The following is a 25,111-nucleotide window of genomic DNA, read 5'->3' as shown; positions in this document are numbered from 1 at the left end:
CTCGTACTACACTGGGCGGGAAGCTTGGGCTCCCAACTTACATGGGGACCTTTTTCAGCATTTCCAGGCCGACCTTGCCGGCGGCGATTTCACGCAGTGCGACCACGGTCGGCTTGTCCTTGGCGTCCACCTTGGGGGTGTGGCCTTGCAGCAGCTGGCGGGCGCGGTAGGTTGCGGCCAGGGTCAGCTGGAAGCGGTTCGGTACATTCTTCAGGCAATCTTCAATCGTAATACGGGCCATCTTAACTCCTAAAAATACGGCTGGTGCTTGGTTTCAGCGGTTTAATCTGCGTGTTCGGCGTGGATGCCCAGCTGGGCAAAGAGTGCTACGTTGCGGGCCGCTTGTTGCGCAAACCGGCAACGGGCCGCTCTCACAATCGCGCTCAGTTCGGACAAGGCGACCGGAAAATCCTGATTGATAATAACATACTCGAACTCCGGAGCGTGTGCGATTTCGCCGCCTGCCGCCAGCAGGCGGCGCGTGATCACGTGCGGCTCGTCCTGGCCGCGCTTGTGCAGGCGCTCTTCCAGCGCCGCGATGGACGGCGGCAAGATGAAGATGCCGGCCGCCTGCGGGAACTGCTTCTTCACCTGGCGCGCGCCTTGCCAGTCGATCTCCAGCAGGATGTCGGTGCCGGTGCGCATTTGCTCTTCGACGAAGATGCGCGAGGTGCCGTAGTAGTTGCCGTGCACTTCGGCCCACTCCAGGAATTCGCCCGCTTGCGCGCGCGCCACGAAGTCTTCCGGCGTGGTGAAGAAGTACTCGCGGCCGTGCTCCTCGCCCGGACGCGGGGCGCGGGTGGTGGTCGAAATCGACAGCTTGATGGTGGGTTCCTGCGCCAGCAGCGCGTTGACCAGGGTCGATTTGCCGGCGCCGGAAGGCGCGGCCACCATGAACAGGCTGCCGGAGAAGGCGGTGGTTTGGCTCATGTTGTTCTTTCGAAAACTAATGTGGGCTTGCGGCAAAAGCCATCGCCCAAAGGCGTATTCTACCAAGAGCCATTGCCATCAGTCACGTACCGCGTTGCGGGCGCCGGCCCGAGGCCGCTCAGGCCGGGTCTGCCAGTCTGGCCAGCAGCCGCATCGCCGCCGCCGGCGCGCGCTCCTTGGCGCCGTTGATAAAGTAGATGAACACGTCGCGCCCGGCGGCCTTGGCGGCGGCCGGCGGCGCGGCGCAGGGCAGCCCGGCGGGCTGTCCGCCCGCCTGCCATTGCGCCGCGCGCGCCGCCCATTGCTCCAGGTCCGGCCCGCTGTAGCCGGTCTCGATGCCGGCTTGCGCGCACATCAGCCGGGCGTAGACGAAGTCCGCCGTCAGGTCCGCGTAGGAGGGGTATTTGTCCGAGTCCGTGTACACCGTGGCGATCTTGTGGCGGCGCGCCAGCTTCACATAGTCCTCGCACATAAAGCTTTCGTGCCGCGTGTCGAGCACATGGCGCAGCTTGTGCGTGCCCAGCTTGGCAGGCAGCAGCTGGAAGAACGCTTCCAGTTCGTCCGGGTCGTAGCGCTTCGTGGGCGCCAGCTGCCACAGGATGGGGCCGAGCTTGCTTCCCAGCTCGGCCAGGCCGCTGTCCATGAAGCGCTGCACCGATTCGCCGGCTTCGTCCAGCGCCTTGCGGTTGGTGCAGTAGCGGCTGGCCTTGACAGCGAAGACGAAATCGTCCGGCGTCTGCGCGGCCCAGCTGGCGAAATGTTCCGGCTTGGCGTTGCGGTAATAGGTGCCGTTGATCTCGATGCTGCTGACTTGCCGGCTGGCGTATTCCAGCGCACGCTTCTGCGCCAGCCCGGCCGGATAAAAGGTCTCGCGCCACGGCGCAAAGTCCCAGCCGCCTATGCCCACCCGGATCTGTTTTCCCATACCGCCTCCTTGTTTGGATGATAACGTCAGATAGCGCTTGACCGCTAGACCGACCGGTCTATAGAATTCAATCATGACAACACGTCCCACGCCCACCACCCGCGAGCGCCTGGTCGCCGCCATGATCCACACTTTGCAGCACACCGGCCTGCACGGCGCCGGCCTGAGCGACATCCTGGCGCAGGCGCAGGCGCCCAAGGGCGTGCTCTACCACCATTTCCCCGGCGGCAAAAACGAGCTGGCGGTGGCCGCCATAGAAAGCACCGTGTCGTATATGTGCGCCATGCTCGACAAGCTGATGCTCAGCGAACCGGACGCGCGCGCCGCCATGCGGGCGTGGATAGGGCGCGCGCTGCGCGGCCTGGACGGCAGCGGCTTCGAGCGCGGCTGCCCGCTGGCGGCGGTGGCGCTGGAATCGACGGCGGCCGACGTGGCGCTGCGCCAGGCGCTGGCCGACGGCTTTGCCGCCATCCGCGCCCGCATCACCGCCGCGCTGGTGGCGGCCGGGCACGGCGAAGCGCGCGCGCAAGGCATCGCCGCGCTGATGGTGGCCGCTTATGAAGGCGGCCTGCTGCAGGCCCGCGTGGCGCACGACGCCACCCCCATGCTGCAAGCCACCGAAACCCTGCTGTCCCTGCTCGACGCCCAACCCTGAACGCACGAGGAACGCCATGACCACCGCCCAATTCAAGCTCGCCGCCGCTTCCGCCGCGCCATCCGCCGCCGGCCAGCCCGAACGCGTCACCCTGCACGCGGCCGACGGCTATGCGCTGGCGGCGCTGCGCTACCGCAGCCAGGGGCCGGAGCGGGCGCGCCTGATCGTGGCCGGCGCCACCGGCGTGCCGCAGGGCTTCTACCGCCGCTTCGCCGAATACGCCGCCGCCAACGGCTACACCGTGTTGACGCTGGACTACCGCGGCATCGGCCTGTCCAAGCCCAAGACCTTGCGCGGCTTCCGCATGGACTACCTGGACTGGGGCCGGCTGGACCTGGCGGCGGCGGTGGAGGCCGTGGCGGGCGAGGGCGCCGGCGCCGGCGCCGGGCCGGGGCGTGCGGTGCCGCTGTACATGGTGGGCCACTCCTATGGCGGCCATGCCTTCGGCCTGCTGCCCAACCACGACAAGGTGGACGGCCTGTACACCTTTGCCACCGGCGCCGGCTGGCACGGCTGGATGCCGCTGCTGGAGCGGGTGCGCGTGAAAATCATGTGGAACCTGATCGGCCCGCTGCTGACGCGCTGGAAAGGCTGCCTGGCGTGGAGCAAGCTGGGCATGGGCGAGGATTTGCCGCTGGACGTGTACCGCCAGTGGAAGCACTGGTGCCGCTACCCGCACTATTTCTTCGACGACCCGGAGATGCGCCAGGTGGCGGCCGGTTTCGACACGGTGCGCGCGCCCATCATGGCGGTCAACGCGGTGGACGACCTGTGGGCGCCGCCCAACTCGCGCGACGCCTTCATGCGCGGCTACCGCAACGCGCCCTGGTTCGGCATCACCATCGACCCGGCCGCGTCCGGCATCGGCAGGATCGGCCACATGGGCTACTTCCGCCCCCAGGCCCACACGCTGTGGGCCGCCGCCCTGGACTGGTTCGACGGCATAGGCCGCGAGCGCCCCCGGCCGCATCCGCCGGTCTGAGCCGGATGGAGTTGAACTGGCGGCCCGCATGCGATACCGTGGAGCCATGAATACACAATTCAAGACGGTCCACGGCGCCATGCAGGCGTGGGTGGACCAGGAAATTCTGGCGGGCGCGTCCTGCGCGCTGCTGGCGGGCGGCGAGGTGGTGGACCGCCATTGCGTTGGCTGGGCCGACAAGGAGGCCGGCGTGGCGCTGCGCGAGGACCATCTGTTCCGGGTCTTTTCCAACACCAAGCTGGTCACCAGCGTCGCCGTCATGCAACTGGTGGAGCAGGGCAGGCTGGCGCTGGATGCGCCGCTGGAAAGCTATCTGCCCGCGCTGGGCCGGCGCCGCGTGCTGCGCCCCGGCGCCACGCGGCTGGACGACAGCGAACCGGCGCGCCGCTCCATCACCGTGCGCCATCTGCTGTGCCACAGCGCCGGCCTGAGCTACGGTTTCCTCGACCCCGGCAGCCTGATCTACCAGGCCTACAGCGCAAGCCGCGTGATGCATGCGGACAGCTCGCTGGAAGGCCTGATCGAGTCGCTGGCGCCGCTGCCGCTGACCTTCCATCCGGGCGAGCAATGGGAGTACTCGATCGCGTCGGACGTGCTGGCGCGCGTGGTGGAAGTGGCCAGCGGCCAGCGCTTCGACCGCTACCTGGCGCAGGCGGTGTTTGCGCCGCTGGGCATGGTGGACACGTATTTCGTCATCCCGCCGGAAAAGCACGAACGCCTGACCGCCTACTACGCGGGCGCCAGCCGGGGCGATCCCACCGCGCCCGGCCTGCGCCGCCTGGCCGGTTCGCCTTTCCCTGGCGCCTATCTGACCCCGGTGGCGCGCTACTCGGGCGGCGGCGGCCTGGTGTCCACCCTGTCGGACATGGTGGCGCTGCTGCGCAGCTTGCTGCCCGGTTCGCGCAGCGCGCTGCTGCGGCCGGACACCGTGGCGGACATGATGCGCAACCAGCTGCCGGCCGGCGTCAGCATCGGCTTCCCCACCGTGGGCGCGGTGCCCGGCAAGGGCTACGGCCTGGGCGGCGCGGTCACCTTGCAGCCGGGCGCGGGCGACCCGCAGGCCTCGGCAGGCGAGTTCGAATGGGGCGGCATCGCGGGCACCCAGTGGTGGATCAACCCGCGCCACAACATCGCCGGCGTGCTGATGGCGCAGCGCCAGATGGGCTTCTGGAATCCCTACACCTTCGAGTTCAAGCGCCTGGCCTACCAGGCCTTGCTGGCCAATTAATCTGCCTGGAAGCGTTCCCACTGGACGTAATAGTGCTGCTCGGGCAGCACATGCAGCAGCTGGATGCGGGAGTCGTTGATACGCTTGCTGTACAGCGTATTGCCGATGCGGTACAGCGTGGCGCTGCGCTGCATCTGGCCGTGGTTGGGCACCTTGTCCATGAGCGCGCCGCTGCGCTCCAGCGTCACCACATGCAGGCCGTCGCTGCCGCAGCGCCACTTGCCCGGCTCCACCCGGCGGCTGGCGACAGGCCGGTTGTCCATCAGGTAGCTGAGCAGCAGCGCGCCGTCGTCCGCAAAGACGATCGAGAAGGAGTGCTTGCGCCCCTCCGCGCTACCCTGCGCGATGAAGCCCAGCGTGACCCAGGCGGCATAAATGTTCGGCTGCCGGCCGGCGGCATCCACCGGTTCCCAGGGACGGGCGTTGGGGTCGAGATAGGTGCCGGCCACGTCGCGGCAGTTGGCCGACATGCCGGTGAGCGGCGGCCATGCGGCGGGATAGTCCTGGACCGAGGTGGTGCCGCAGGCGCTGCGCAAACCGCGCTTAGTAGGCCACGCGCAGCTGCACGTAGGCCATGCGCGGCGCGCCCACCATGCGGCCCAGGTTGCCGTCCACGTTGCGGGTGTAGTAGCGCTTGTCGGCCAGGTTGTTCACGCCGGCCAGCACCTCGTATCCCGCCTTGGCGCCAGGCTTGCCCGGCAGTTTCCAGTTCAGCTGCGCGTTCCACAGGCGGAAGCCGGGAATCTCGCCCACGCCGGCGTTGGCCGCCTCGGCCACGGTGTTGGCCGCGTCCGAGAACTGCCTGGTCTGGTGCGTGCTGGACAGGTTCGCGGTCCACGCGCCGATGCGGTAGCGCGCGCCCACGGTGTCGGTGTTGCGCGAGTAGAACGGCACGTCCTTGCCGGCGGTGCTGCCCGATTCCTGGATGGCCTTGGTGTAGCTGTAGTTGGCGAACAGGTTCAGGCCGGCCAGTGCGCCGGCGTCGTCGAAGCTGTAGTCGACGGCGGTTTCCACGCCCTCGTGCCTGGTCGCGCCGATGTTCTGGAACACGGGCGGCGTGGAGCCGGGCACCTGGATGATCTGGTTGTCGAACTTCAGGCGGAAGGCGGTCAGCTCGGCGCTCACGGCGGCGGTCTTCCAGCGCGCGCCCAGCTCCTGGGTCTTGGCCAGTTCCGGCTTGAGCGGATTGGCGGCCGTCTGCGAGTTGAGCTGGGTGTTCTGCACCGAACCGAAGGAGGTCTGGTAATTGGCGAACACGGTCAGCGCGCGGTTGAGCAGGTAGGCCACGTTCAGCGACGGCAGGGCCTTGTCGTTGTCGGTGGTGAAGCTGCGCTGGGCGCTCACGTCCAGGCGGTCCGAACTGATGCGCTCGAAGCGCACGCCCGGGGTGACGCGCCAGGCGCCGTAGGCGATGCGGTCGTCGAGGTAGACGGAGTGCGCGTCGGTGGCGTTGACGAAGGTGGAGATGGCGCCGTTGGCGCCGGTGGCCACGGTCTGCACGTAGTTGTTGTCGTCGCCGCGCTCGCGCAGGTATCGGTAGCCCACGGTCAGGTCGTGCGTCAGGCCGGCCACGGCGAAGCGCTGCGTGTAGCGCGGCTCGATGCCCAGCACCTGGTAGCTGCGCGGCTGGTAAGTGATCTGGGTCTTGGCCGCGTTGATTAGCGCGCTGCGCCGGTCGCTCTCGTTGTAGTAGGCCTTGATCTCGAATTCCTGGGTGGCCGACAGCGTGTTCAGGTAGCCCAGGTCCGCGCCCTTGCGCTCGCCGTCCCAGAAGTCGGTGGGACGGGTGTTCTGGAAGGCATTGGCGTTGTACTGGGCCACGGTCAGGCCGCCCGGCGTGCGCGAGGTCACGTTGTAGTAGCTCAGCTTGCCGTACACCTCGCTGTGCGCGTCGAGCTTGTAGCGCAGCTTCAGCGCCAGGTCGTTGACCTTCTCGTCGCTGCCGGCGCGCCATTCGCTGCCGTCCATGCCGGAGTACAGCAGGGCCAGGCCCAGGCCGTTGTCCAGCTGCGAGCCGACGAAGGCGCTGTACTGGGTGTTGTGGCCGCCTTCGCCGAAGTGATTGTAGCGCACCGAGGCGTCGCCGCTCAGGCCCGGGGTGTCCGGCACCGTGCGGCTGCGGAAGTTGATGATGCCGCCCACGTTCTGCGGGCCGTAGCGCACCGCGCCGCCGCCGCGCACCACGTCCACCGATTCGATGTTGTTCAGGCTGACCGGCGCGAACGACAGCTGCGGCTGGCCGTAGGGCGCCACCGCCAGCGGGATGCCGTCCAGCAGCACCGTCGAGCGCGGCGAGTAGCGCCCGGTCAGGCCGCGCACGCCGATGTTGAGGGAGATGGTGCTGCCGGCGGTGCCGGAATTGTCGGTGCTCTGCACGCCGGGAATGCGGCGCAGCACGTCGCCGATGCTGGCGGCGCCGGTGTTGTCGATGTCCTCCTTCTGCAGCACGGTGCGCGCGCCGGCGAAGTTCTTCACGCTGTTCTGCAGGCCCGAGCCGAGCCAGCTGCCGGTAATCTGGATGGTTTCCAGCGGCGCGGCATCGGCAGCGGGAGCCTCGGCCTGCTGCGCGCGCAGCGCCGGCGAGGCCATGGCCAGCGCGGCCGCTGCGGCGGCGATCAGGGGGGGGCGGAAGGGCAGGGCGGAGGTGAGCTTGGACATGTGGGAAGCCGGCGCGGACGCAAAGTTTGCAAATAAATGAGAATGATAACACTTCTCATTTGCAAGTGTCGACCGGCCGGCTATTATTCCTTCAGCCTCCAGATAAAGCGGGCGCCGTCGCTGCCATCGGAATTGGGGCCGGGGCTGTCCGCCGCGACGGCCCCGGTCTGCGGATCGATGCGGACAAAGCGCTGCGTGGCCAGCGACATCAAGGCCAGGTCGCCATCGGGCGTCTCTATCCATTGCAGGCTTTGCGCCGGGCCCGGCTGGCCGGCTTGCAGCGTGAGCCTGGCGTCCTTGTCCACAGTCAGGAATTTGCCGTCGCGGCCCAGGGCCACGCGGCCCAGCTTCATGTCCCGCACCGCGAAGGCGCCCGACAGGATGGTAGACGGCGCGTCCGTCAGCTGGATCCGCTTGCCGAAGGGGATGGGGCGCATCAGGCCGTTCGGGTGGGGTTCGTGGATGTCGATCGCGTCGAAGTCGGCGAAGCCGCCCGCCGCGCCGGCGGTGTTGAAGTTGAACAGCCCGTAGCGCACGCCCTGGAAGGTGAGCAGCTGGAACACCATGGCGCGCTCTTTTCCTATCGGCGCAAAGGACTTGCCGTCCACCGAGTAGCTGAATTTCGCCCGTTCCGAAATGAAGTCGCCATCCATGCGCAGCCACACGCGCTCGGCCTGGAGCGGGGCGCGGGTATGCTGGCCGGTCTCCTCGTCGAACAGCACGACCTGGCGGCCTGCGGCGGTCTGCTCGACGCCCAGCCATGAATACGGCCGGCCGAACAGCGCCAGTCCGGCCACGTCGCCCGGCTGCAAGCCCTGCAGATCCAGGACGACGGTCGCGCTCGAATCCGGGCCGATGGCGCGCTGCGTGAGCGTGTTCTTCGCTTCCCACAGGTTTTTGGCCGGCAGGCTGTGCAGGCGCAGGCTGCCGGGGCGTTCCGTGAGGGACCAGCGGCTGTTGTCCGGCACGTGGTTCCACTGCCATATCGGCTGCAATGCGGAGCCGGCGAAGTCGTCACTACGCCGATAGGGCGCGTGCGGCAGCGCCGGCGCCGCTGTTTTCGGCTTGACCCAGGTGCGGGGCGTGCGGCCAAGATTGCCCGGCAAGCCGAAATACGGCCAGCCATCCTTCCACGTCACCGGCGACAGGTTGAGCAGCCGGCCGACGGAGTTGTAGTCCATCATCGAGAAACCCCACCATTCGCCGAGCGGGGTCTGGACCACGCCGCCCTGGTGCAGGGAGACGCGGCCATTCGGCGCCTTGTTCGGCGGCTGCAGCTTGAACGGCGGCGCCTTGTTGCCGGCCAGCCGGTAACCCTCGTGCAGGCCGAAGTCCTCGTCCATGCTGATCGCCGGATTGACCTCGTAAGGCCCTTCCGGCCGGTCCGCCCGCGCGGCGGGCATGCGCATGCGGCCGTTGTACCAGGCCGAGATGATGAAGTACTTGCCGTCGATCTTGTAGAAATGCGAGCCTTCCCCCATGCCCGAGCCCTGCTTGATGATCACGCGCTCCGAGCCCGGCACGATGTCGCTTAGTTCCTCGTTCAGCTGCGCGAGCTTGACCTCGTCATAGCCCCAGATCACATAAGCCTTTCCGTCGTCGTCGAACAGGACGGAGAGGTCGTGGAAGGAGCGCTTCATCGCGGTCTGGGTCCATGGGCCGGCCGGATCGGCCGCCGTGAACAGCTGGGTGGTGTAGCCGTTCACATTGCTGAAGATGTAGAACTTCCCCTTGTGGTAGCGGAAGCTGGGCGCCCAGATGCCACGGCCATACACGTTTTTCCCGTCCTCCAGCCGGAAAGCGGGGGCGAGGTCGAGCTTGGGCGAGGCGTAGGCGACGAAATGCCAGTTCACCAGGTCCTTCGAGCGCAGGATGGGCAGGCCGGGCATGGCGTGCATGGTGGTGCCGGTCATGTAAAACGCGTCGCCGGCCTTGATGATGTCGGGATCGGAAAACTCGTCGTAGAAAATGGGATTGGTGTAAGTGCCATTGCCATTGTCCGCCGTCCAGGTCTTGGGTTCTTTGGCCAGGCAAGGGGCCATGCAAACAGCCGCAGCCAATGCAAGCGCCGCATAAAGCGGCGTAATGAAACGGGACATCCCCGGCTCCTCTTTGTTATATGTTTCAGGGGGTGTCCAGTGTGACGTATTTCCCGGGCGGGACCGATCACATTTTTTCCGGCACTGATAGCTTTTTCGGCATGGCGCACGCGGCAAAAAAATGCCCGCTATGGCAGCGGGCATTATCTGATTCAACGCAAGGTAAAACCTTACTCCAGGTTTTGCACCTGTTCGCGCATCTGTTCGATGAGCAGTTTCAGTTCCATCGACGCGTCCGCCAGCTCTTTCACCGAGGCTTTGGCGCCCAGCGTGTTGGCCTCGCGGTTCAGTTCCTGCATCATGAAGTCCAGGCGCTTGCCGACCTGGCCGCCTTTTTTCAGGATGTGGCGGGTTTCGGTCAGGTGGGCCGACAGGCGGCCCAGTTCCTCGGCCACGTCGATGCGGATGCCGTACAGGATCACTTCCTGGCGGATGCGCTCCATGGCGTCCTGGCGCGACAGGCTGGTGTTGGAGCCCTGGCAGGCCAGGCCCAGCGCTTCCTGCATGCGCTCGATGGCTTTCTGCTGGAAGGCCGCCACCACCTGCGGGATCAGCGGCGTGATGCGCTTGACGATGGCTTCCATGGATTCGATGCGGGAAAGCAGCATGGCCTCCAGCGCCGCGCCTTCGCGCTGGCGGCTGGTGACGAAGGCGGCCACGGTGCGCGCGGTCAGCGCGGCCACGTCCGCTTGCAGCGTCTCCTGGCCGATCTGGGCTTCCTCCACCACGCCGGGCCAGCGCAGCAGTTCGGCCACGCTCATCACCGGGGCGGCGACGAAATGCTTGCCGACCTCGGCCTGCAGGCGGGCCAGCTCTTCCAGCAGCGGGGTATTCAAGGCGGTGGCGCCGGCGCCGGCGGCTTTGCGACCGAAACTGAGCCGCAATTCAACCTTGCCGCGCGTAATGGCGGCCATAATGGCGGTGCGCAAATCGGGTTCCAGCGCGCGCAAATCGTCGTTTATTCGAAACTGCAAGTCAAGAAAACGTGAATTGACGCTCTTGATTTCTATTGTCAGTGTCCCGGCCGCGCTTTCGCTGGTGGCAACCGCGTAGCCTGTCATGCTGGAAATGCTCAATGGATGTCCCCGATTTAAACTTTACAAAACAGTGATTTATCCACACAATCCGGATGTTGAAGCAAGGAAATCCTATGGCTGCACAGAACAACGCTCCACTACCGGATGGGCTGGAAATAGCTGGATATCGCATTGTAAAGAAAATTGCGTCTGGTGGGTTCAGTATTGTTTACCTCGCCTATGACGCGGAAGGCAATGCGGTGGCGGTAAAGGAATACCTGCCGAGCGCGCTGGCGCTGCGCCAGCCCGGAGAATTGGCCCCGGTCATAGCGAAAGCCAATCTGCCGGTGTTCCGCATCGGCCTGAAATGCTTCTTCGAAGAGGGGCGGGCGCTGGCACGAATTTCGCATCCAAATGTTGTAAGAGTGTTGAATTTCTTCCGCGCCAACGAAACCGTGTATATGGTGATGGCCTATGAATCGGGTCATTCATTGCAAGAATATATACAGCGGCAGCGCGCCAAGGGCAGCAAGGCGGGCGAGGCCTTCATCCGCCAGATCTTCACCCAGGTGCTCAAAGGGCTGCGCGAAGTGCACGCCAACCAGCTGCTGCACCTGGACCTGAAGCCGGCCAATATCTATCTGCGCACCGACGGCACGCCCATGCTGCTGGACTTCGGCGCGGCGCGCCAGACCATCAACAGCGACCTGCCCAAACTCACGCCGATGTACACCCCCGGCTTCGCGCCGCCCGAGCTGTATGTGAAGACCGAGCCGCTGGGACCGTGGACCGACGTGTACAGCATAGGCGCGTCGATGTTCGCCTGCATGGTCGGTTCGCCGCCGCAGCCGGCCGACCAGCGCCGCAAGGAGGATAAAATGGACGGGCATTTCGCCAAACTGGACGGCCTGTACACGCCGGAGCTGGTGGCGCTGGTGCGCCGCGCGCTGCAGCTGGACCCGCTGGCGCGGCCGCAAAGCCTGTTCGAAATGCAGAAAGTGCTGCAAACTCCGGTGGCGCTGCCGGCTCCGGCGGGCAATTTGGGCACGCTGGACCGGCTGGGCGGCCACGTGCGCGGCCTGCTGGGCCGCTTTGGCCGCAAAAACGCGGCGCAGACCACGCAATCCTGACCGATAAGGACGATCCAGGGACCATGCAATTCTCCGTATATCAGGAAAGCCACATCGGCGGCCGCAAGGTCAACCAGGACCGCATGGGCTACAGTTTCACGCGCGACGCGCTGCTGCTGGTGCTGGCCGACGGCATGGGCGGCCATTTGCGCGGCGAGGTGGCCGCCACCATCGCCATGCAGACCATCTCCACCCTGTTCCAGCAGCAGGCCATGCCCTATGTGAAAAAGCCGGAGCGTTTCCTGGAGGAGGCCTTCATGGCCGCGCACCAGGAGATCCACCGCTACAAGGCCATGCACAACCTGCCGGAAACCCCGCGCACCACCGTGGTGGCCTGCCTGATCCAGCACAATATCGCCGTCTGGGCGCACTGCGGCGACTCGCGCCTGTACTGGATGCGCGGCGGCCAGGTGCTGGCGCGCACGCGCGACCATTCGCACGTGGAAAACCTGATCGCCAAGGGCCTGGTGCCCGCTTCCGAGCGCGCCACCCACCCGGACCGCAACAAGCTGTACAACTGCCTCGGCGCGACCAGCCTGCCGAAGGTGGAATTGTCGCGCCGCGCCAGCATGTTGCCGGGCGACGTGATGCTGCTGTGCTCGGACGGCCTGTGGTCGGTGCTGGACGACGAGGACCTGGCGCACCGCCTGGCCACGCAGACCGTGGTGCGGGCCGTGCCGGACATGCTGCAGACGGCGGTCGCCATCGGCGGCGCCAGCGGCGACAACGCCACCGCGCTGGCCATCATGTGGCAGGGCGGCACGGTAGCCGACGGTGCGCCCACCACGGCGGTGGGCATGTCCAGTATGATCTCGACCGAAATGCTGCCGGAAGACCAGGTCAACACCACCATCAGCCGCGCAGTCCAGGCCGAGGCGCGCGGACCCGCGGCGGCGGCCGACGTTTTCGACGACGACGAGATCGAGCGCGCCATCGCCGAGATCCGCGGCGCGATAGAAAAATCCTCCCAACACTTACCCCGAAAGACCGAGCCATGACTTTTGAATCCCGCCCCAGCGGCCGCCCCGTCGACGCGCTGCGCGCCATCCGCCTGACGCGCCAGTACACCAAGCACGCCGAAGGTTCGGTGCTGATCGAATGCGGCGACACCAAGGTGATCTGCACCGCCAGCATCGAGGACCGGGTGCCGGGCTTCCTGAAGGGCAAAGGCCAGGGCTGGCTGACGGCCGAATACGGCATGCTGCCGCGTTCCACCCACACCCGCATGGACCGCGAAGCGGCGCGCGGCAAGCAAAGCGGCCGCACCCAGGAAATCCAGCGCCTGATCGGCCGCTCGCTGCGCGCCGCCTTCGACCTGGAAGCGTTCGGCGAGCGCACCCTGAACCTGGACTGCGACGTGATCCAGGCCGACGGCGGCACCCGCACCGCCTCCATCACCGGCGCCATGGTGGCAGCCTACGACGCCTTCTCCAAGCTGGTCGAGCGCGGCGCGATTCCCGCTGTGCCGCTCAAGCACTTCGTGGCCGCCATCTCGGTCGGCGTGTACAAGGGCATGCCGGTGCTGGACCTGGACTACGTGGAAGACTCGGACTGCGACACCGACATGAACGTGGTCATGACCGACGCCGGCCACTTCATCGAAGTGCAGGGCACGGCCGAAGGCGCCGCCTTCGACCGCGCCGGCATGAACCGCCTGCTGGACTTGGCGCAGGGCGGCATCGCCGACCTCGTCAAGCTGCAAAAACAGGCGCTCGGCCTGCCGGCCTGACTGCCAAGCTGAGCTGAGCCGCATTCGGGGTCAGACGGGGACGCCGAGTTCCCGAATGCGGCTCAGCTCGCTTTGGGTAAGGGAGTACAATATCGGCTCCCGAAATTAGCCGATCTTCGCCATGACCCAACGCCTCATCCTCGCTTCCAACAACGCGGGCAAGCTCAAGGAATTCAACGAACTGCTCGCCACCGTGGGCTACGACGTGCGCGCCCAGGGCGAGTACAACGTGCCGGAGGCGGACGAGCCGCACCATACTTTTGTTGAAAATGCACTGGAAAAGGCGCGCCACGCGGCCCGCCTGACCGGCCTGCCCGCGCTGGCGGACGATTCCGGCGTGTGCGTGACGGCGCTCGGTAACGCGCCCGGCGTGTACTCGGCGCGCTACGCCGGCGAACCGAAGTCGGATGCGGCCAACAGCGCCAAGCTGATCGCGGACCTGGCCGCGCATGCGGACAAATCGGCGTACTATTACTGCGTGCTGGTGTTCGTGCGCCATGCGGACGATCCGCAGCCGGTGATCGCGGATGGCCGCTGGAACGGCCAGATCATCGCCGAGGCGCGCGGCAATGGCGGCTTTGGCTACGACCCGCATTTCTTCATCCCGGAGCTGGGCAAGTGCGCAGCCGAACTCACGGCCGATGAAAAGAACCGCCTGTCCCACCGTGGCCAGGCCCTGCGCGCTTTGGTAGAGAAACTGAAATGATACCGATCAAGCTTGTTGGCGCAACGCCGGAGCATACCCACAAGCAGGCTGCCGCCAGCACGGCGCTGCACTACCTGCAGCCGGGCGCGCTGAACCTGGCCGCGCTGCCGCCGCTGTCGCTGTACATCCATTTCCCCTGGTGCGTGCGCAAGTGCCCGTACTGCGACTTCAATTCGCACGAAGCGAAGGGCGGCGGCTTCCCCGAGGAGGAGTACCTGGCCTCGCTGCGCAGCGACCTGGAAATGGCGCTGCCGCTGATCTGGGGCCGCAGGATACACACCATCTTCATCGGCGGCGGCACGCCCAGCCTGATGTCGGCCGCTGGCCTGGACCGTTTGCTGTCGGACGTGCGCACCTTGCTGCCCATGGACGCGGACACCGAAATCACCATGGAGGCCAACCCCGGCACCTTCGAGGCGGAGAAGTTCAAGTCCTACCGCGCCAGCGGCATCAACCGCCTGTCGATCGGCATCCAGAGCTTCAACGCGGAGCATCTGTCGGCGCTGGGCCGCATCCACGACGGCGGCGAAGCGCGCCGCGCGGTGGAGATCGCGCTGGCCAACTTTGATAACTTCAACCTGGACCTGATGTACGCGCTGCCCACGCAGACGATGGAGCAGGCCCGCGAGGATATCGAAACGGCCATGTCCTTCAAGCCGCCGCACCTGTCGCTGTACCACCTGACGATGGAGCCGAACACCCTGTTCGCCAAGTATCCGCCGGTGCTGCCGGACGACGACGCCAGCGCGGACATGCAGGACATGATCGCCGAGCTGACCGCCGCCCAGGGCTACGGCCAGTACGAAGTGTCCGCCTACGCGCAGCCGGGCCACCGCGCTAAGCACAATCTGAACTACTGGCATTTCGGCGACTACCTGGGCATAGGCGCCGGCGCGCATTCGAAGATATCGTTCCCGCACCGCGTGCTGCGCCAGGCGCGCTTCAAGCAGCCCAAGGCCTATATGGAAGCGGTCAAGGCCGGCAACCCGGTGCAGGAGGAATACGAGATCGGACGCGGCGAGATGGGCTTCGAGTTCATGCTCAACACGCTGCGCCTGCACGAGGGCTTCGAGCCCAATCTGTTCAGCGAGCGCACCGGCCTGTCCATCAACGCCATCGAGCAGCAGCTCAACGCGGCGGAAGCCAAGGGCCTGCTGTACCGCGACTACAAGCTGATCAAGCCGACGGAATTAGGGCAGCGCTTCTTGAACGACCTGCAGCAGATGTTCCTGGGTTCCTGAGGCGCGGCTGTTCGTTGCCCAGCTTGAAGGACGCCGCCACGCTGGCCAGGCTGGCGGCCTGCTCCTGCATGCTGGCCGCCGCCGCCGCGGCCTGTTCCACCAGGGCGGCGTTCTGCTGCGTCACCTGGTCCATCTGCGTGATGGCGCGGTTCACCTGCTCGATGCCGGTGCTTTGCTCGTTGCTCGATGAGCTCATCTCCGCCATGATGTCGTTCACGCGCCGCACGCTGGCCACCACCTCGTTCATGGTGGCGCCGGCCTGCTGAACCAGCGTGGTGCCGGTGTTCACCTGCTGCACCGAGTTGCCGATCAATTCCTTGATTTCCTTGGCCGCCGCCGCGCTGCGCTGCGCCAGCTGCCGCACCTCGGACGCCACCACCGCGAAGCCGCGCCCCTGTTCGCCGGCGCGCGCCGCTTCCACCGCCGCGTTCAGCGCCAGGATGTTGGTCTGGAAGGCGATGCCGTCGATGACGCCGATAATGTCCACGATCTTGCGCGCCGAGGCGTCGATGGCGCCCATGGTGTCGACCACCTGGCCGACGATGGCGCCGCTTTTCACCGCCACGTCGGAGGCGGCCTGCGCCAGCTGGTTGGCCTGGCGCGCGCTGTCCGCGTTCTGGCGCACGGTGGCGGTCAGCTCTTCCATCGAGGAGGCGGTTTCCTCCAGCGAGCTGGCTTGCTGCTCGGTGCGGGTGGACAGGTCCATATTGCCGGAGGCGATCTCGCTGGATGCGCTGGCGATGGCCTTGGTGCCGGTCTGCACCTGGCTCACCACATTGCGCAGCGCATCGTTCATCGTTTGCAAAGCCGTCATCAGCTCGCCGATCTCGTCGTTCGTTTTGTCCTGGCTGAAGGTGGTGGTCAGGTCGCCCTGCGCCACGGTGCAGGCTACCCCCAGCGCGGAGCGCAGCGGCTGGGTAATGCTGCGCGAGATGATATAGGCGGCCAGCGCGCCCGCCGCCAGCAGCAGCACGCCCATGACGGACATCAGTATGGTGCTGCGGGTGTTGGCCGCGTCAATTGCCTTGGCGGTGTCGTCGATGTCCTTGCGCTGGTGCTCCAGCAGGAACAGCACGCGCTTCTGGTAGGTCTCCGCAGCGGGCATGAACACGTCCTTGAACGCGCGCTCAGACTCGGCGGCGTCGCCGGCCTTCTTGGCGTCCATGACCTTGTTCTTGGCGTTCTGGTACTGGTTGCGCATGCCGACGATGGATTTCATGATCTCCCTTTCCTCGTCGGTGTCCAGCAGATCCTCTATCTTCTTGATCAGCGCCGAGCCGCGCTTGGTGCTGTCGGCCACCACGTCGGCAAACACCACGGGCAGCTTCTCGTCGCTGGTGCGGGCGAACAGCGCGGTGCGCGCAATGGCTGAGTAGATCAGCACATACCAGTCGGACACCAGGCGCTCGGTTGCCAGCGGATTAGCCATCATCTGCTTGGTGGCTTCGGCGGTGGCGCGCGCCTGCACCAGGGCGTAGCCGGTGGCGGCTACTGACAGCGCCAGCACAATGGTGAACCCGGCAGCGAGCCGGGTGGTGATGCGCATATTGGACAGAAAATTCATGGAATCCCCCCGTCAAGTCGGCCGCCCATCGGCTTCGACGAGTATGCGCCGACTGGCGGCCAGGGGGCAACTGTTTTCAGAACGGGGCGGTTAGTGACAGGTCCGGTTTGTCGCACCAGCGCGCAAAGGCCTCTGCCATGCGCTCGCTTTCGCCGATGGCGCGGGTCCAGTCGCGGATGCGGGTGTCGTGGTTCTGGCCGTAGAACTTGAAGTCGGCGCGGTCGGGCATTTTACCGTTGGGGAGGGTGGCCAGGAAGGACTTCGACGGCGACACCAGGATCACGTTCTCCACGGCGGCGTCGCGCGCGCGGCGCCAGGGCATGGATTTGTCCAGCCAGCCGGGCACGATGTAGTCGCTGAAGTGCGGGTAGAGCACCAGGCCGGGGTCGCGCTGGTAGGGCAGGTGCAGGTGGTAGTCGATCAGGCCGCCGTCCCAGTAGGCGCCGCCGGGAGCGCCGGCAATGCCGGACACCGCTTCCAGCACCATGGGGATGGAGCCGGAAGCCAGCAGCGCGTCGCGCAGATTGTGTTCGGACAGGCCCACGAAGTGGTTGGCGAAGGCGTCGAATTCCTGGCGCAGCCAGTCCTGGCCGTCGCGCGCGTCGTGGAACACCACGCGCTCCATGGCGCCGGCCAGGCGGCTGCGCGAGAGCGCGTTGCCTGCTGCGGCGCGCAAAAAGCCGGACAGTTCGCGCCAGCGGCTGCCCGCCGCCTGCGCCAGCGGCCCCACGCCGCGCGCGGTGATGATGGACAGCGAGTACTGCGGGTTGTTCAGTGTTTCGGCGGCGCGCCCGTCCAGCAGCTCGTCGAGCAGGGCGCGGCAGGTGTTGCTGACGTAGGCCGCGTCCACCTTGGCCGGGTAGCGCTGGTGCGCGTACAGGTGGGCCAGGCGGCGGTGGGCCGCGTCCGGATCGTGGAAGGCGGCGGCGGCCATGCGCCAGGCGCCGATGGAGGCGCCGATCAGGCGACGCTGGCGCGGCGCCTGTTGCAGGAAGTCGCCGAACAGCCAGCGGTCCAGGCCATGCAGGATCAGGCCTTTCGGGCCGCCAGCCGCAGCCGGGATGATGGCCACGTCGGCCGCCTGCATGCCCTCGGCCGCGATGCGCTGGCGCGCCCGCTGGCCGAGGCGGATGGTGATGGGGGAGGAAGTCATGGGGGATATTTTAACCCGCCATGCCGGCGCCTACTTGAGCCCTCCGCCCAGCGCCCGGTACAGGTCGATGGCGCTGGTGGTGCGCAGCAAGCGCGCCTGCACCAGCGACTGCTCCGCGCTGAACAGTTCGCGCTGCGCGTCCAGCACATCCAGCGAGCTGGCCACGCCGTTGTCGAAGCGCAGCTGCAGCAGCTTGAGGCGGTCCGCCTGCGCATCCTGCACGGCGCGCTGCGCGGCCACCTGGCTGCCCAGGTAAGTGCGCGCAGCCAGCGCATCGGCCACTTCGCGGAACGCGGTCTGGATGGTCTTTTCGTAGTCCGTCACGGCGATGTTCTTGCGCACTTCGCTCAGGTTCAGATTGGCGCGGTTGCGGCCGGCGTCGAAGATGGGCAGAACCAATTGCGGCACGAAGGACCAACTGCCGGTGCCGCTGTCGAACAGTCCCGAGAAGTCCGGGCTGCTGCTGCCGATGGCCGCCGTCAGGCTGATGCGCGGGAAGAAGGCCGCGCGCGCCGCGCCGATATTGGCGTTGGCCGACTTCAGCCGCTGCTCCGCGGCGCGGATGTCCGGCCTGCGCGCCAGCAGCTCGGACGGCAAGCCTTCCGGCACCGCGCTCATGGCGTCGATGGTGGCGTCGCTGGCCATGGCGCCGCTGGCGGCCGAGGCGGGCGCCTGGCCCACCAGCAGCGTGAGCGCGTTCTCCGCCTGCGCGCGCTGGCGCGCCAGCGTGAGGGCGGCCACGCGCGCCGTTTCCATCAGCGTTTCATTGGAGCGCAGGTCCAGGCGCGAGGATGCGCCCACTTCCAGGCGCTGCTGCGTGAGCTGGTAGGTGCGCGCGCGGGCCTCGTAGGTCTGCTGCGCCAGCTTGTACTGTTCGGCATAGGCGCGCTCGGTGAAGTAGGCTTTCGCGACTTCCGCCACCACGCTGATCTGCGCGGCCTGGCGCGCTTCGTCGGTGGCCAGGTAGGCGGCCAGGGCGGCGTCGTTCAGGCTCTTCACGCGCCCGAAGAAGTCCAGCTCGAAGGACGAGATGCCCACGCCGGCGTCGAAGCGGGTGCTGGTGATGTCGGCGCCGGTGGTGGATACCGAGCGCGGCGTCTTCACGCGGCTGCCGCCCAGCGTGCCGTTCAGCGTGGGCAGGCGGTCGGCCGACTGGATGTTGTAGGCCGCGCGCGCTTCCTCGATGCGCAGCGCCGCCGTGCGCAGGTCGCGGTTGTATTCCAGCGCGGTGGCGATCAGCTGCTGCAGGCGCTCGTCGGGGAAGAATTCGCGCCAGCCGGTATCGGCGGCCGGTTTGCCCGCCGTGGCGGTGGCGCCAGCGCTGCCGGCGGCTGCCGGCATGGCTGGATAGCCCGCCGCCACCGGGGCGTCCGGGCGCAGGTAGGCCGGCGCCATGGAGCAGCCGGACAGCAGCAGCGCCGCAGCGGCGCCGATGGCGCCAAACTTGTAGTCAGTCTTCATCATACTTTTTTCTCCGGGAGGTCGAGTTCATGCGCGGCCAGACGGCGCTGGCGTTCGCTTCCCTTGAATATCTTGCGCACCACCACAAAGAACACCGGCACCAGGAACACCGCCAGCACGGTGGCGGTGATCATGCCACCCATCACGCCGGTGCCGATGGCGCGCTGGCTGGCCGAACCGGCGCCGCTGGCAACCACCAGCGGCAGCACGCCGAGGATGAAGGCCAGAGACGTCATGATGATGGGGCGGAAGCGCAGGTGCACCGCCTCCAGCGTGGCCTCGACCAGGCCTTTGCCCTGCGCCTGCAAGTCCTTGGCGAATTCGATGATCAGGATCGCGTTCTTGGCCGACAGGCCGATAATCGCGATCAGGCCCACCTTGAAGTACACGTCGTTGGGCAGGCTGCGGATGGTGGCGCCCAGCAGCGCGCCGAGCACGCCCAGCGGCACCACCAGCAGCACCGCCACCGGAATCGATTCGCTTTCATACAGCGCGGCCAGCACCAGGAAGGCCGCCAGCATGGACAGCGCGAACAGCGCCGGCGCCTGCGAGCCGGAGGTCTTTTCTTCCAGCGACTGGCCGGTCCATTCGATGCCGAAGCCGGGCGGCAGCTGCGCCGCCAGGCGTTCCAGTTCGGCCATCGCCTCGCCGGTGCTGCGGCCCGGGGCCGCGTTGCCGGTCAGCTTGATGGCGGGGTAGCCGTTGTAGCGCACCAGCTGCACCGGACCGTTGATCCACTTCGACGTGGCGAAGGACGACAGCGGCACCATGGACCCGGACGCCGAACGCACGTTCAGGCGCAGCAGGTCTTCCGGCTGCAGGCGCTGCGGCGCGTCGGCCTGCACCACCACGCGCTGCTGGCGCCCGCTGCTGGTGAAGTCGTTCACATAGCTCGAACCGAAAGCCACGGACAGCGCGCTGTTGATGTCGGCGAAGGCCACGCCCAGGGCGTTGGCCTTGTCGCGGTCGATGTCCACCTGCAGCTGAGGCGCGTCTTCCAGGCCTTCAGGGCGCACGCCGGCCAGGATCTCGCTCTTGCCCGCCATGCCGAGCAGCTGGTTGCGCGCGGCCACCAGCGCCGCGTGGCCTTGCGAGCTGCGGTCCTGCAGGCGCGCCGTGATGCCGGTGGCGTTGCCCAGCTCGCGGATGGGAGGAGGGCTGAGCGGGAAGATGATGGCGTCCGCAATGCCGGACAGCGCGCCGAAAGCGCGGCCGGCGATCTTGTCGGCCGTGTCTTCCGGCCCGCGTTCGCTCCAGTCCTTCAGCGGCACGAACACCAGGCCGGCGTTCTGGCCGTTGCCCGAGAAGCTGAAGCCCGCCACGGCGATGGTGCGCGCCACGCCGGGCTGCTTGGCCAGGTATTCCTCCACCTTGCTCAGCACCGCTTCGGTACGGCTCTTGGAGGCGCCGGGCGGCAGCTGCACGTTGGTGATGATGTAGCCCTGGTCTTCGTTCGGCAGGAAGGACGACGGCAGGCGCGCATACAGCCAGCCCACCACGCCGCAGATCAGCAGGAAGATGAGCATGTAGCGGCCGGTGCGGGTCAGGATCCTGGCGATCACGCCCTGGTAGCCGGTGGCGGTCTTGGCGAAACTGCGGTTGAACCAGCCGAAGAAGCCCTTCTTCTCGTGGTGGTGGCCCGCTTCAACGGGTTTCAAAATGGTGGCGCACAGCGCCGGCGTGAGCGTCAGCGCCATCAGGGCCGAGAACACCATGGACGACACCATGGACAGCGAGAACTGGCGGTAGATCGCGCCCACGGCGCCGCCGAAGAAGGCCATGGGGATGAACACGGCGATCAGCACCAGCGTGATGCCGATGATGGCGCCGGTGATCTGCGACATGGCCTTGCGCGTTGCTTCGCGCGGCGACAAGCCTTCCTCGCTCATGATGCGTTCCACGTTTTCCACCACCACGATGGCGTCATCGACCAGGATGCCGATCGCCAGCACCATGCCGAACATGGTGAGCACGTTGATGGAGAAGCCGGCCAGCTGCATCACGGCGAACGTGCCCAGCAGGGCCACCGGCACCACGATGGTGGGGATCAGGGTGTAGCGGAAGTTCTGCAGGAACACGTACATCACGATGAACACCAGCAGCACCGCTTCCAGCAGGGTCTTGACCACTTCCTCGATCGAGATCTTGACGAACAGCGAGGTGTCGTATGGGACGGTGTAGGTCAGGCCGGGCGGGAAGAACTTGGACAGCTCTTCCATCTTGTTGCGCACCAGTTCCGCCGTGGCCAGCGCGTTGCCGGTCAGCGACTGCTGCACGGCGATGGCGACGAACGGCTTGCCGTTCAGGCGCGCGCTGATGTTGAAGTTGGCGCCGGCCATTTCAATCCGGGCCACGTCCGCCAGGCGCACGGTGGCGCCGGTGCCGCTGGCGCGCAGCACCACCTTGCCGAATTCCTCGGGCGAGGTGAGCTGGCCCTGCACCACCACGGGCGCGGAGTAGGTCTGGAAGCGCGGCGAGGGCAGGTCGCCCAGCGTGCCGGCGGTGACCTGCGCGTTCTGCGCGCGGATGGCGGCGGTGACGTCGGCCATGGTCAGCTTGTAGCCCACCAGCTTGGCCGGGTCCACCCACACGCGCATGGCGCGCTCGGTGCCGAACAACTGGGCCTGGCCCACGCCCGGCAGGCGCTTGATCTCGTTGACCACGTTGCGGGCCAGGTAGTCGCCGATGGCGGCCGGGTCCATCGAGCCGTCGTTGGACGAGGCGCCCACGAACATCAGGATGTTGGAGCGTGCCTTGTTGACCTGCACGCCCTGCTGCGTAACAGCCTGCGGCAAGCGAGATTCCACGCGCTTGATGCGGTTCTGCACGTCCACGGCGGCCAGGTCCGGATTGGTGCCGGGCAGGAAGGTGACGGTGATGGTGACCGAGCCGTTCGCCTCGCTCTGCGATTCGACGTACTGCAAGCCGTCGGCGCCGTTCATTTCCTGTTCGATCACGCTGGTGACCGCGTCGTCCAGCACCTGGGCGGTGGCGCCCGGGTAGTTGGCGGTGATGACGATGGACGGCGGCGCGATGGTGGGGTACTGCGCCACCGGCAGCATGGTAATCGCCAGCGCGCCACCCAGCAGGATGAACAGGGCGATCACCCACGCGAAGACGGGGCGGTCGATGAAGAATTTTGCCATCTGAGCTCCCGGTTATTTGCTGGCCGCAGGGGCGGCAGCGGCCGGCGCGGCGGGCGCCGCCGGAGCTGCAGGGGCTGCCGGTGCCGCCGGGGCCGCGCCCGGCGCGGCTTCAACGGGTCCCTTCCACGGCGCCGGAGTCACGGTGCCGCCCGGCTTGGTCTTCTGGAAGCCTTCCACGATCACGCGCTCGCCGCCTTTCAGTCCGGAGCTGACGATCCAGCTGCCGTTCTGCGCCGCGTCGGCTTTCACCGGCACGGCGGTGACCTTGTTGTCGGCGCCGACCACCATCACGGTGGCGCCTTCCGGACCGCGCACCACGGCCTGTTGCGGCACCTGCAGCGCGGACTCGTTGACCGCCTGTTCCAGCCGCGCGCGCACATACATGCCCGGCAGCAGGCTGCGGTTGGGATTAGGGAATTCGGCGCGCATGGACACCGATCCGGTGGTTTCATCCACCGCCACGTCCGAGAACAGCAGCTTGCCGGATTGCGGGTAGGGCTGGCCGTCCTCGGTCACCAGCGTCACCTTGGCGGCGCCCGCATTTTTCCCGTCATCGGCGCGCTTCAGTTTGCCGGCCGCCAGCGCGCGCTGCAGGCGCAGCACGTCGGTGGACGACTGGGTGATGGTCACATAAATAGGATCGAGCGTCTGCACGGTGGCCATCGGCGTCGCTTCGCCCTGGCCCACCAATGCGCCTTCGGTCACCAGCGCGCGGCCCACGCGGCCGGAAATGGGCGAGGTCACGGTGGCGTAGCCCAGCGTCAGGCCGGCGGTGGTGCGGGCGGCGCGGGTGGTGGCCAGGTCGGCGGCGGCCTGCTTCTGGGCCGTCACCGCGTCGTCGTATTCCTGGTTGCTCACGGCCTGCGCTGCCAGCAGCGGCTTGTAGCGCTTCACCTTCAGCTCGGCCTGCGCCAGGTTGGCTTCGGCCTTGGCCACGGCCGCTTGCGCGCTGTCGTAGGAGGCCTGGAACTGGGCCGGGTCGATGCGGAACAGGATCTCGCCCGCCTTCACGTCCGTGCCTTCCTTGTACACCCGCTGCAGCACGATGCCCGGCGTGCGCGCGCGCACCTGCGCCACGCGCGACGCTTCCAGGCGGCCCGGCAGTTCGGTGGAGAGGGTGATGGTGGCGGGGGCCACGGTGAAGACGGCGACTTGCGGTGGCGGCGGCGCACCGCCGGCCTTGTCATCTTTCTTGCCGCAGGCGGCAAGCATGGAGAGGGTGATGATGGCGGCGGCGACGGGAGTGCAGCGAGGGACTGATCTCATAGATGTCTCTTGAGTTGTGTGTTGAGGTATACAGATGTGCGGGACATTGTATAACACTGACAAATGTAACGTTTTGTACAGGTTTCGGAGCCCAAACGTAAAAAAGGCCAGGCGCACGTCGGTGGGCCTGGCCGGTTCCGCGCTGCGGAAAGATCAGCGCATGCCGGAGATGATTTGCTTCAGTTTGCCCGAGTCGGCGCAGAAGGCGCGGATGCCTTCGGCCAGCTTTTCGGTCGCCATCGCGTCTTCGTTCATCATGAAGCGGAAGGTTTTTTCATCGACCGCAATCTTGCCGATGGTGGCGTTGGCACTGTCGGCCGCGCTCAGCTTGCGCTCGACCGGGGTGTTGGCGTCGGCCAGCGCCTGCAGCAGGTCGGGGCTGATGGTGAGCAGGTCGCAGCCTGCCAGTTCCAGGATCTGGCCGGTGTTGCGGAAGCTTGCGCCCATCACTTCGGTTTTGTAGCCGAACTTGCGGTAGTAGTTGTAGATGCGCTTGACCGACTGCACGCCCGGATCTTCCGCGCCCACGTAGTCGATGCCGGTGCTTTTCTTGTACCAGTCGTAGATGCGGCCGACGAAAGGCGAAATCAGCTGGGCGCCCGCTTCGGCGCAGGCGATGGCCTGGCTCAGCGAGAACAGCAGCGTCATATTGCAGCGGATGCCTTCCTTCTCCAGGATCTCGGCGGCGCGGATGCCTTCCCAGGTGGAGGCGATCTTGATCAGCACGCGCTCGCGCGGAATGCCGGCTTTCTCGTACAGCGCGATCAGTTCGCGGCCCTTGGCCACGTTGCCGGCGGTGTCGAAGGACAGCTTGGCGTCGATCTCGGTGGACACGCGGCCCGGGATGATCTTCAGGATCTCGGTGCCGAAGGCGATCAGCAGGTGGTCGATGATGTCGCCGGTGGACGCGTCCGGATTGTCGCGCACCGCTTTTTGCAGCAGCGGCTTGTACTCGTCCTTCTGCACGGCCTTCAGGATCAGCGACGGGTTGGTGGTGGCGTCGCGCGGGGTGTAAGCCTTGATCGACTGGAAGTCGCCGGTGTCGGCAACAACGGTGGTGTATTGCTTGAGCTGTTCGAGTTGGTTCATGGTTGCGCGCAGGGCTGCGGTTGAGGTTAAGGACTGGGTGTCATATTGTACACAATCCACGGCGCACGTTTGCGCCCCGTCAAGGCGCGCTTGGAAAATGAATCCTCGCCGTTGCGCAACCACTTCTAGCTTG

Annotated in this window: 21 protein-coding genes; 8 read left to right on the top strand and 13 right to left on the bottom strand. The window is 66.7% G+C overall.

Features of this window, described 5'->3' with window-relative positions; genetic code table 11:
- Positions 1-37 precede the first annotated feature (37 nt).
- The 3 genes from rpoZ to AC07S4_RS29055 all read right to left on the bottom strand — a co-directional run bounded on the left by rpoZ (position 38) and on the right by AC07S4_RS29055 (position 1,855).
- Entirely contained in the window at positions 38-241 is a 204-nt protein-coding gene (gene rpoZ, locus AC07S4_RS29065; protein WP_093557479.1) for a DNA-directed RNA polymerase subunit omega, read from the bottom strand.
- A 41-nt stretch (positions 242-282) separates the two neighbouring features.
- Entirely contained in the window at positions 283-930 is a 648-nt protein-coding gene (gmk, locus tag AC07S4_RS29060; protein WP_161073642.1) for a guanylate kinase, read from the bottom strand.
- Between the two features lie 118 nt (positions 931-1,048).
- A complete protein-coding gene (locus tag AC07S4_RS29055; RefSeq protein ID WP_494989907.1) occupies positions 1,049-1,855 on the bottom strand; it encodes a DUF72 domain-containing protein in 807 nt (268 codons plus the stop codon).
- Between the two features lie 73 nt (positions 1,856-1,928).
- Between AC07S4_RS29055 and AC07S4_RS29050 the strand changes: the two genes are divergently transcribed.
- The 3 genes from AC07S4_RS29050 to AC07S4_RS29040 are packed head-to-tail and all read left to right on the top strand — an operon-like array spanning position 1,929 to position 4,720.
- Positions 1,929-2,510, top strand: a complete 582-nt coding sequence (locus AC07S4_RS29050; RefSeq protein WP_494989906.1) for a TetR/AcrR family transcriptional regulator — start codon at positions 1,929-1,931, stop codon at positions 2,508-2,510.
- 16 nt (positions 2,511-2,526) lie between these two features.
- Positions 2,527-3,492 (top strand): alpha/beta hydrolase family protein, encoded by a 966-nt coding sequence (locus AC07S4_RS29045; RefSeq protein WP_494989905.1) that lies wholly within the window; start codon positions 2,527-2,529, stop codon positions 3,490-3,492.
- Positions 3,493-3,538: 46 nt separating this feature from the next.
- On the top strand, positions 3,539-4,720 hold the full coding sequence (locus AC07S4_RS29040; protein ID WP_494989904.1) for a serine hydrolase domain-containing protein: 1,182 nt from the start codon (positions 3,539-3,541) through the stop codon (positions 4,718-4,720).
- On the opposite strand, the gene AC07S4_RS29035 is transcribed toward AC07S4_RS29040, so the two are convergent.
- The 4 genes from AC07S4_RS29035 to AC07S4_RS29020 all read right to left on the bottom strand — a co-directional run bounded on the left by AC07S4_RS29035 (position 4,717) and on the right by AC07S4_RS29020 (position 10,538).
- Positions 4,717-5,256: a hypothetical protein gene (locus AC07S4_RS29035; protein ID WP_494989903.1), complete on the bottom strand. Its 540-nt coding sequence runs from the start codon at positions 5,254-5,256 to the stop codon at positions 4,717-4,719. The two genes, AC07S4_RS29040 and AC07S4_RS29035, sit on opposite strands and share 4 nt — an antisense overlap.
- 7 nt (positions 5,257-5,263) lie before the next feature.
- Positions 5,264-7,378 (bottom strand): TonB-dependent receptor family protein, encoded by a 2,115-nt coding sequence (locus AC07S4_RS29030; RefSeq protein ID WP_494989902.1) that lies wholly within the window; start codon positions 7,376-7,378, stop codon positions 5,264-5,266.
- A gap of 83 nt (positions 7,379-7,461) precedes the next feature.
- The gene (locus AC07S4_RS29025; protein WP_494989901.1) at positions 7,462-9,420 is read right to left on the bottom strand and encodes a family 43 glycosylhydrolase; all 1,959 of its coding nucleotides are present in this window, start codon (positions 9,418-9,420) and stop codon (positions 7,462-7,464) included.
- A gap of 227 nt (positions 9,421-9,647) precedes the next feature.
- The gene (locus AC07S4_RS29020; protein WP_494989900.1) at positions 9,648-10,538 is read right to left on the bottom strand and encodes a YicC/YloC family endoribonuclease; all 891 of its coding nucleotides are present in this window, start codon (positions 10,536-10,538) and stop codon (positions 9,648-9,650) included.
- Between the two features lie 89 nt (positions 10,539-10,627).
- Between AC07S4_RS29020 and AC07S4_RS29015 the strand changes: the two genes are divergently transcribed.
- The 5 genes from AC07S4_RS29015 (at position 10,628) to hemW (ending at position 15,299) form a co-directional block, all read left to right on the top strand.
- Complete coding sequence (locus AC07S4_RS29015; RefSeq protein WP_494989899.1) at positions 10,628-11,623, top strand: serine/threonine protein kinase; 996 nt, start codon at positions 10,628-10,630, stop codon at positions 11,621-11,623.
- A gap of 23 nt (positions 11,624-11,646) precedes the next feature.
- On the top strand, positions 11,647-12,621 hold the full coding sequence (locus AC07S4_RS29010) for a PP2C family protein-serine/threonine phosphatase (protein ID WP_494989898.1): 975 nt from the start codon (positions 11,647-11,649) through the stop codon (positions 12,619-12,621).
- Positions 12,618-13,352, top strand: a complete 735-nt coding sequence (gene rph / locus AC07S4_RS29005) for a ribonuclease PH (RefSeq protein ID WP_494989897.1) — start codon at positions 12,618-12,620, stop codon at positions 13,350-13,352. Before AC07S4_RS29010 ends, rph begins: the two co-directional genes overlap by 4 nt.
- Positions 13,353-13,473: 121 nt before the next feature.
- The gene (gene rdgB, locus AC07S4_RS29000) at positions 13,474-14,058 is read left to right on the top strand and encodes an RdgB/HAM1 family non-canonical purine NTP pyrophosphatase (protein WP_161073633.1); all 585 of its coding nucleotides are present in this window, start codon (positions 13,474-13,476) and stop codon (positions 14,056-14,058) included.
- A complete protein-coding gene (gene hemW / locus AC07S4_RS28995; protein ID WP_494989896.1) occupies positions 14,055-15,299 on the top strand; it encodes a radical SAM family heme chaperone HemW in 1,245 nt (414 codons plus the stop codon). Before rdgB ends, hemW begins: the two co-directional genes overlap by 4 nt.
- Here the strand turns inward: hemW and AC07S4_RS28990 are convergent.
- From AC07S4_RS28990 to tal, 6 genes are all read right to left on the bottom strand, one after another.
- A complete protein-coding gene (locus AC07S4_RS28990; protein WP_494989895.1) occupies positions 15,235-16,863 on the bottom strand; it encodes a methyl-accepting chemotaxis protein in 1,629 nt (542 codons plus the stop codon). The genes hemW and AC07S4_RS28990 overlap by 65 nt on opposite strands.
- Before the next feature lie 76 nt (positions 16,864-16,939).
- Positions 16,940-18,016, bottom strand: a complete 1,077-nt coding sequence (locus tag AC07S4_RS28985; RefSeq protein ID WP_494989894.1) for a patatin-like phospholipase family protein — start codon at positions 18,014-18,016, stop codon at positions 16,940-16,942.
- 30 nt (positions 18,017-18,046) lie between these two features.
- Positions 18,047-19,480, bottom strand: coding sequence for an efflux transporter outer membrane subunit (locus tag AC07S4_RS28980; protein ID WP_494989893.1), 1,434 nt, complete (start codon positions 19,478-19,480; stop codon positions 18,047-18,049).
- Positions 19,477-22,623, bottom strand: a complete 3,147-nt coding sequence (locus AC07S4_RS28975; RefSeq protein ID WP_494989892.1) for an efflux RND transporter permease subunit — start codon at positions 22,621-22,623, stop codon at positions 19,477-19,479. The genes AC07S4_RS28980 and AC07S4_RS28975 overlap by 4 nt, the downstream gene beginning before the upstream one ends.
- 12 nt (positions 22,624-22,635) lie before the next feature.
- Positions 22,636-23,889 carry an efflux RND transporter periplasmic adaptor subunit gene (locus AC07S4_RS28970; RefSeq protein WP_494989891.1) on the bottom strand — a complete coding sequence of 418 codons (1,254 nt, stop codon included), beginning with the start codon at positions 23,887-23,889 and terminating at the stop codon, positions 22,636-22,638.
- Between the two features lie 153 nt (positions 23,890-24,042).
- Positions 24,043-24,978 (bottom strand): transaldolase, encoded by a 936-nt coding sequence (tal, locus tag AC07S4_RS28965; RefSeq protein WP_161073626.1) that lies wholly within the window; start codon positions 24,976-24,978, stop codon positions 24,043-24,045.
- Positions 24,979-25,111 lie beyond the last annotated feature (133 nt).

The organism is Pseudoduganella sp. GW821-FHT05F09, assembly GCF_059419605.1.
The sequence above is the reverse complement of the archived record's forward strand: the minus strand, read 5'-3'. Positions and strand labels throughout refer to the sequence as shown.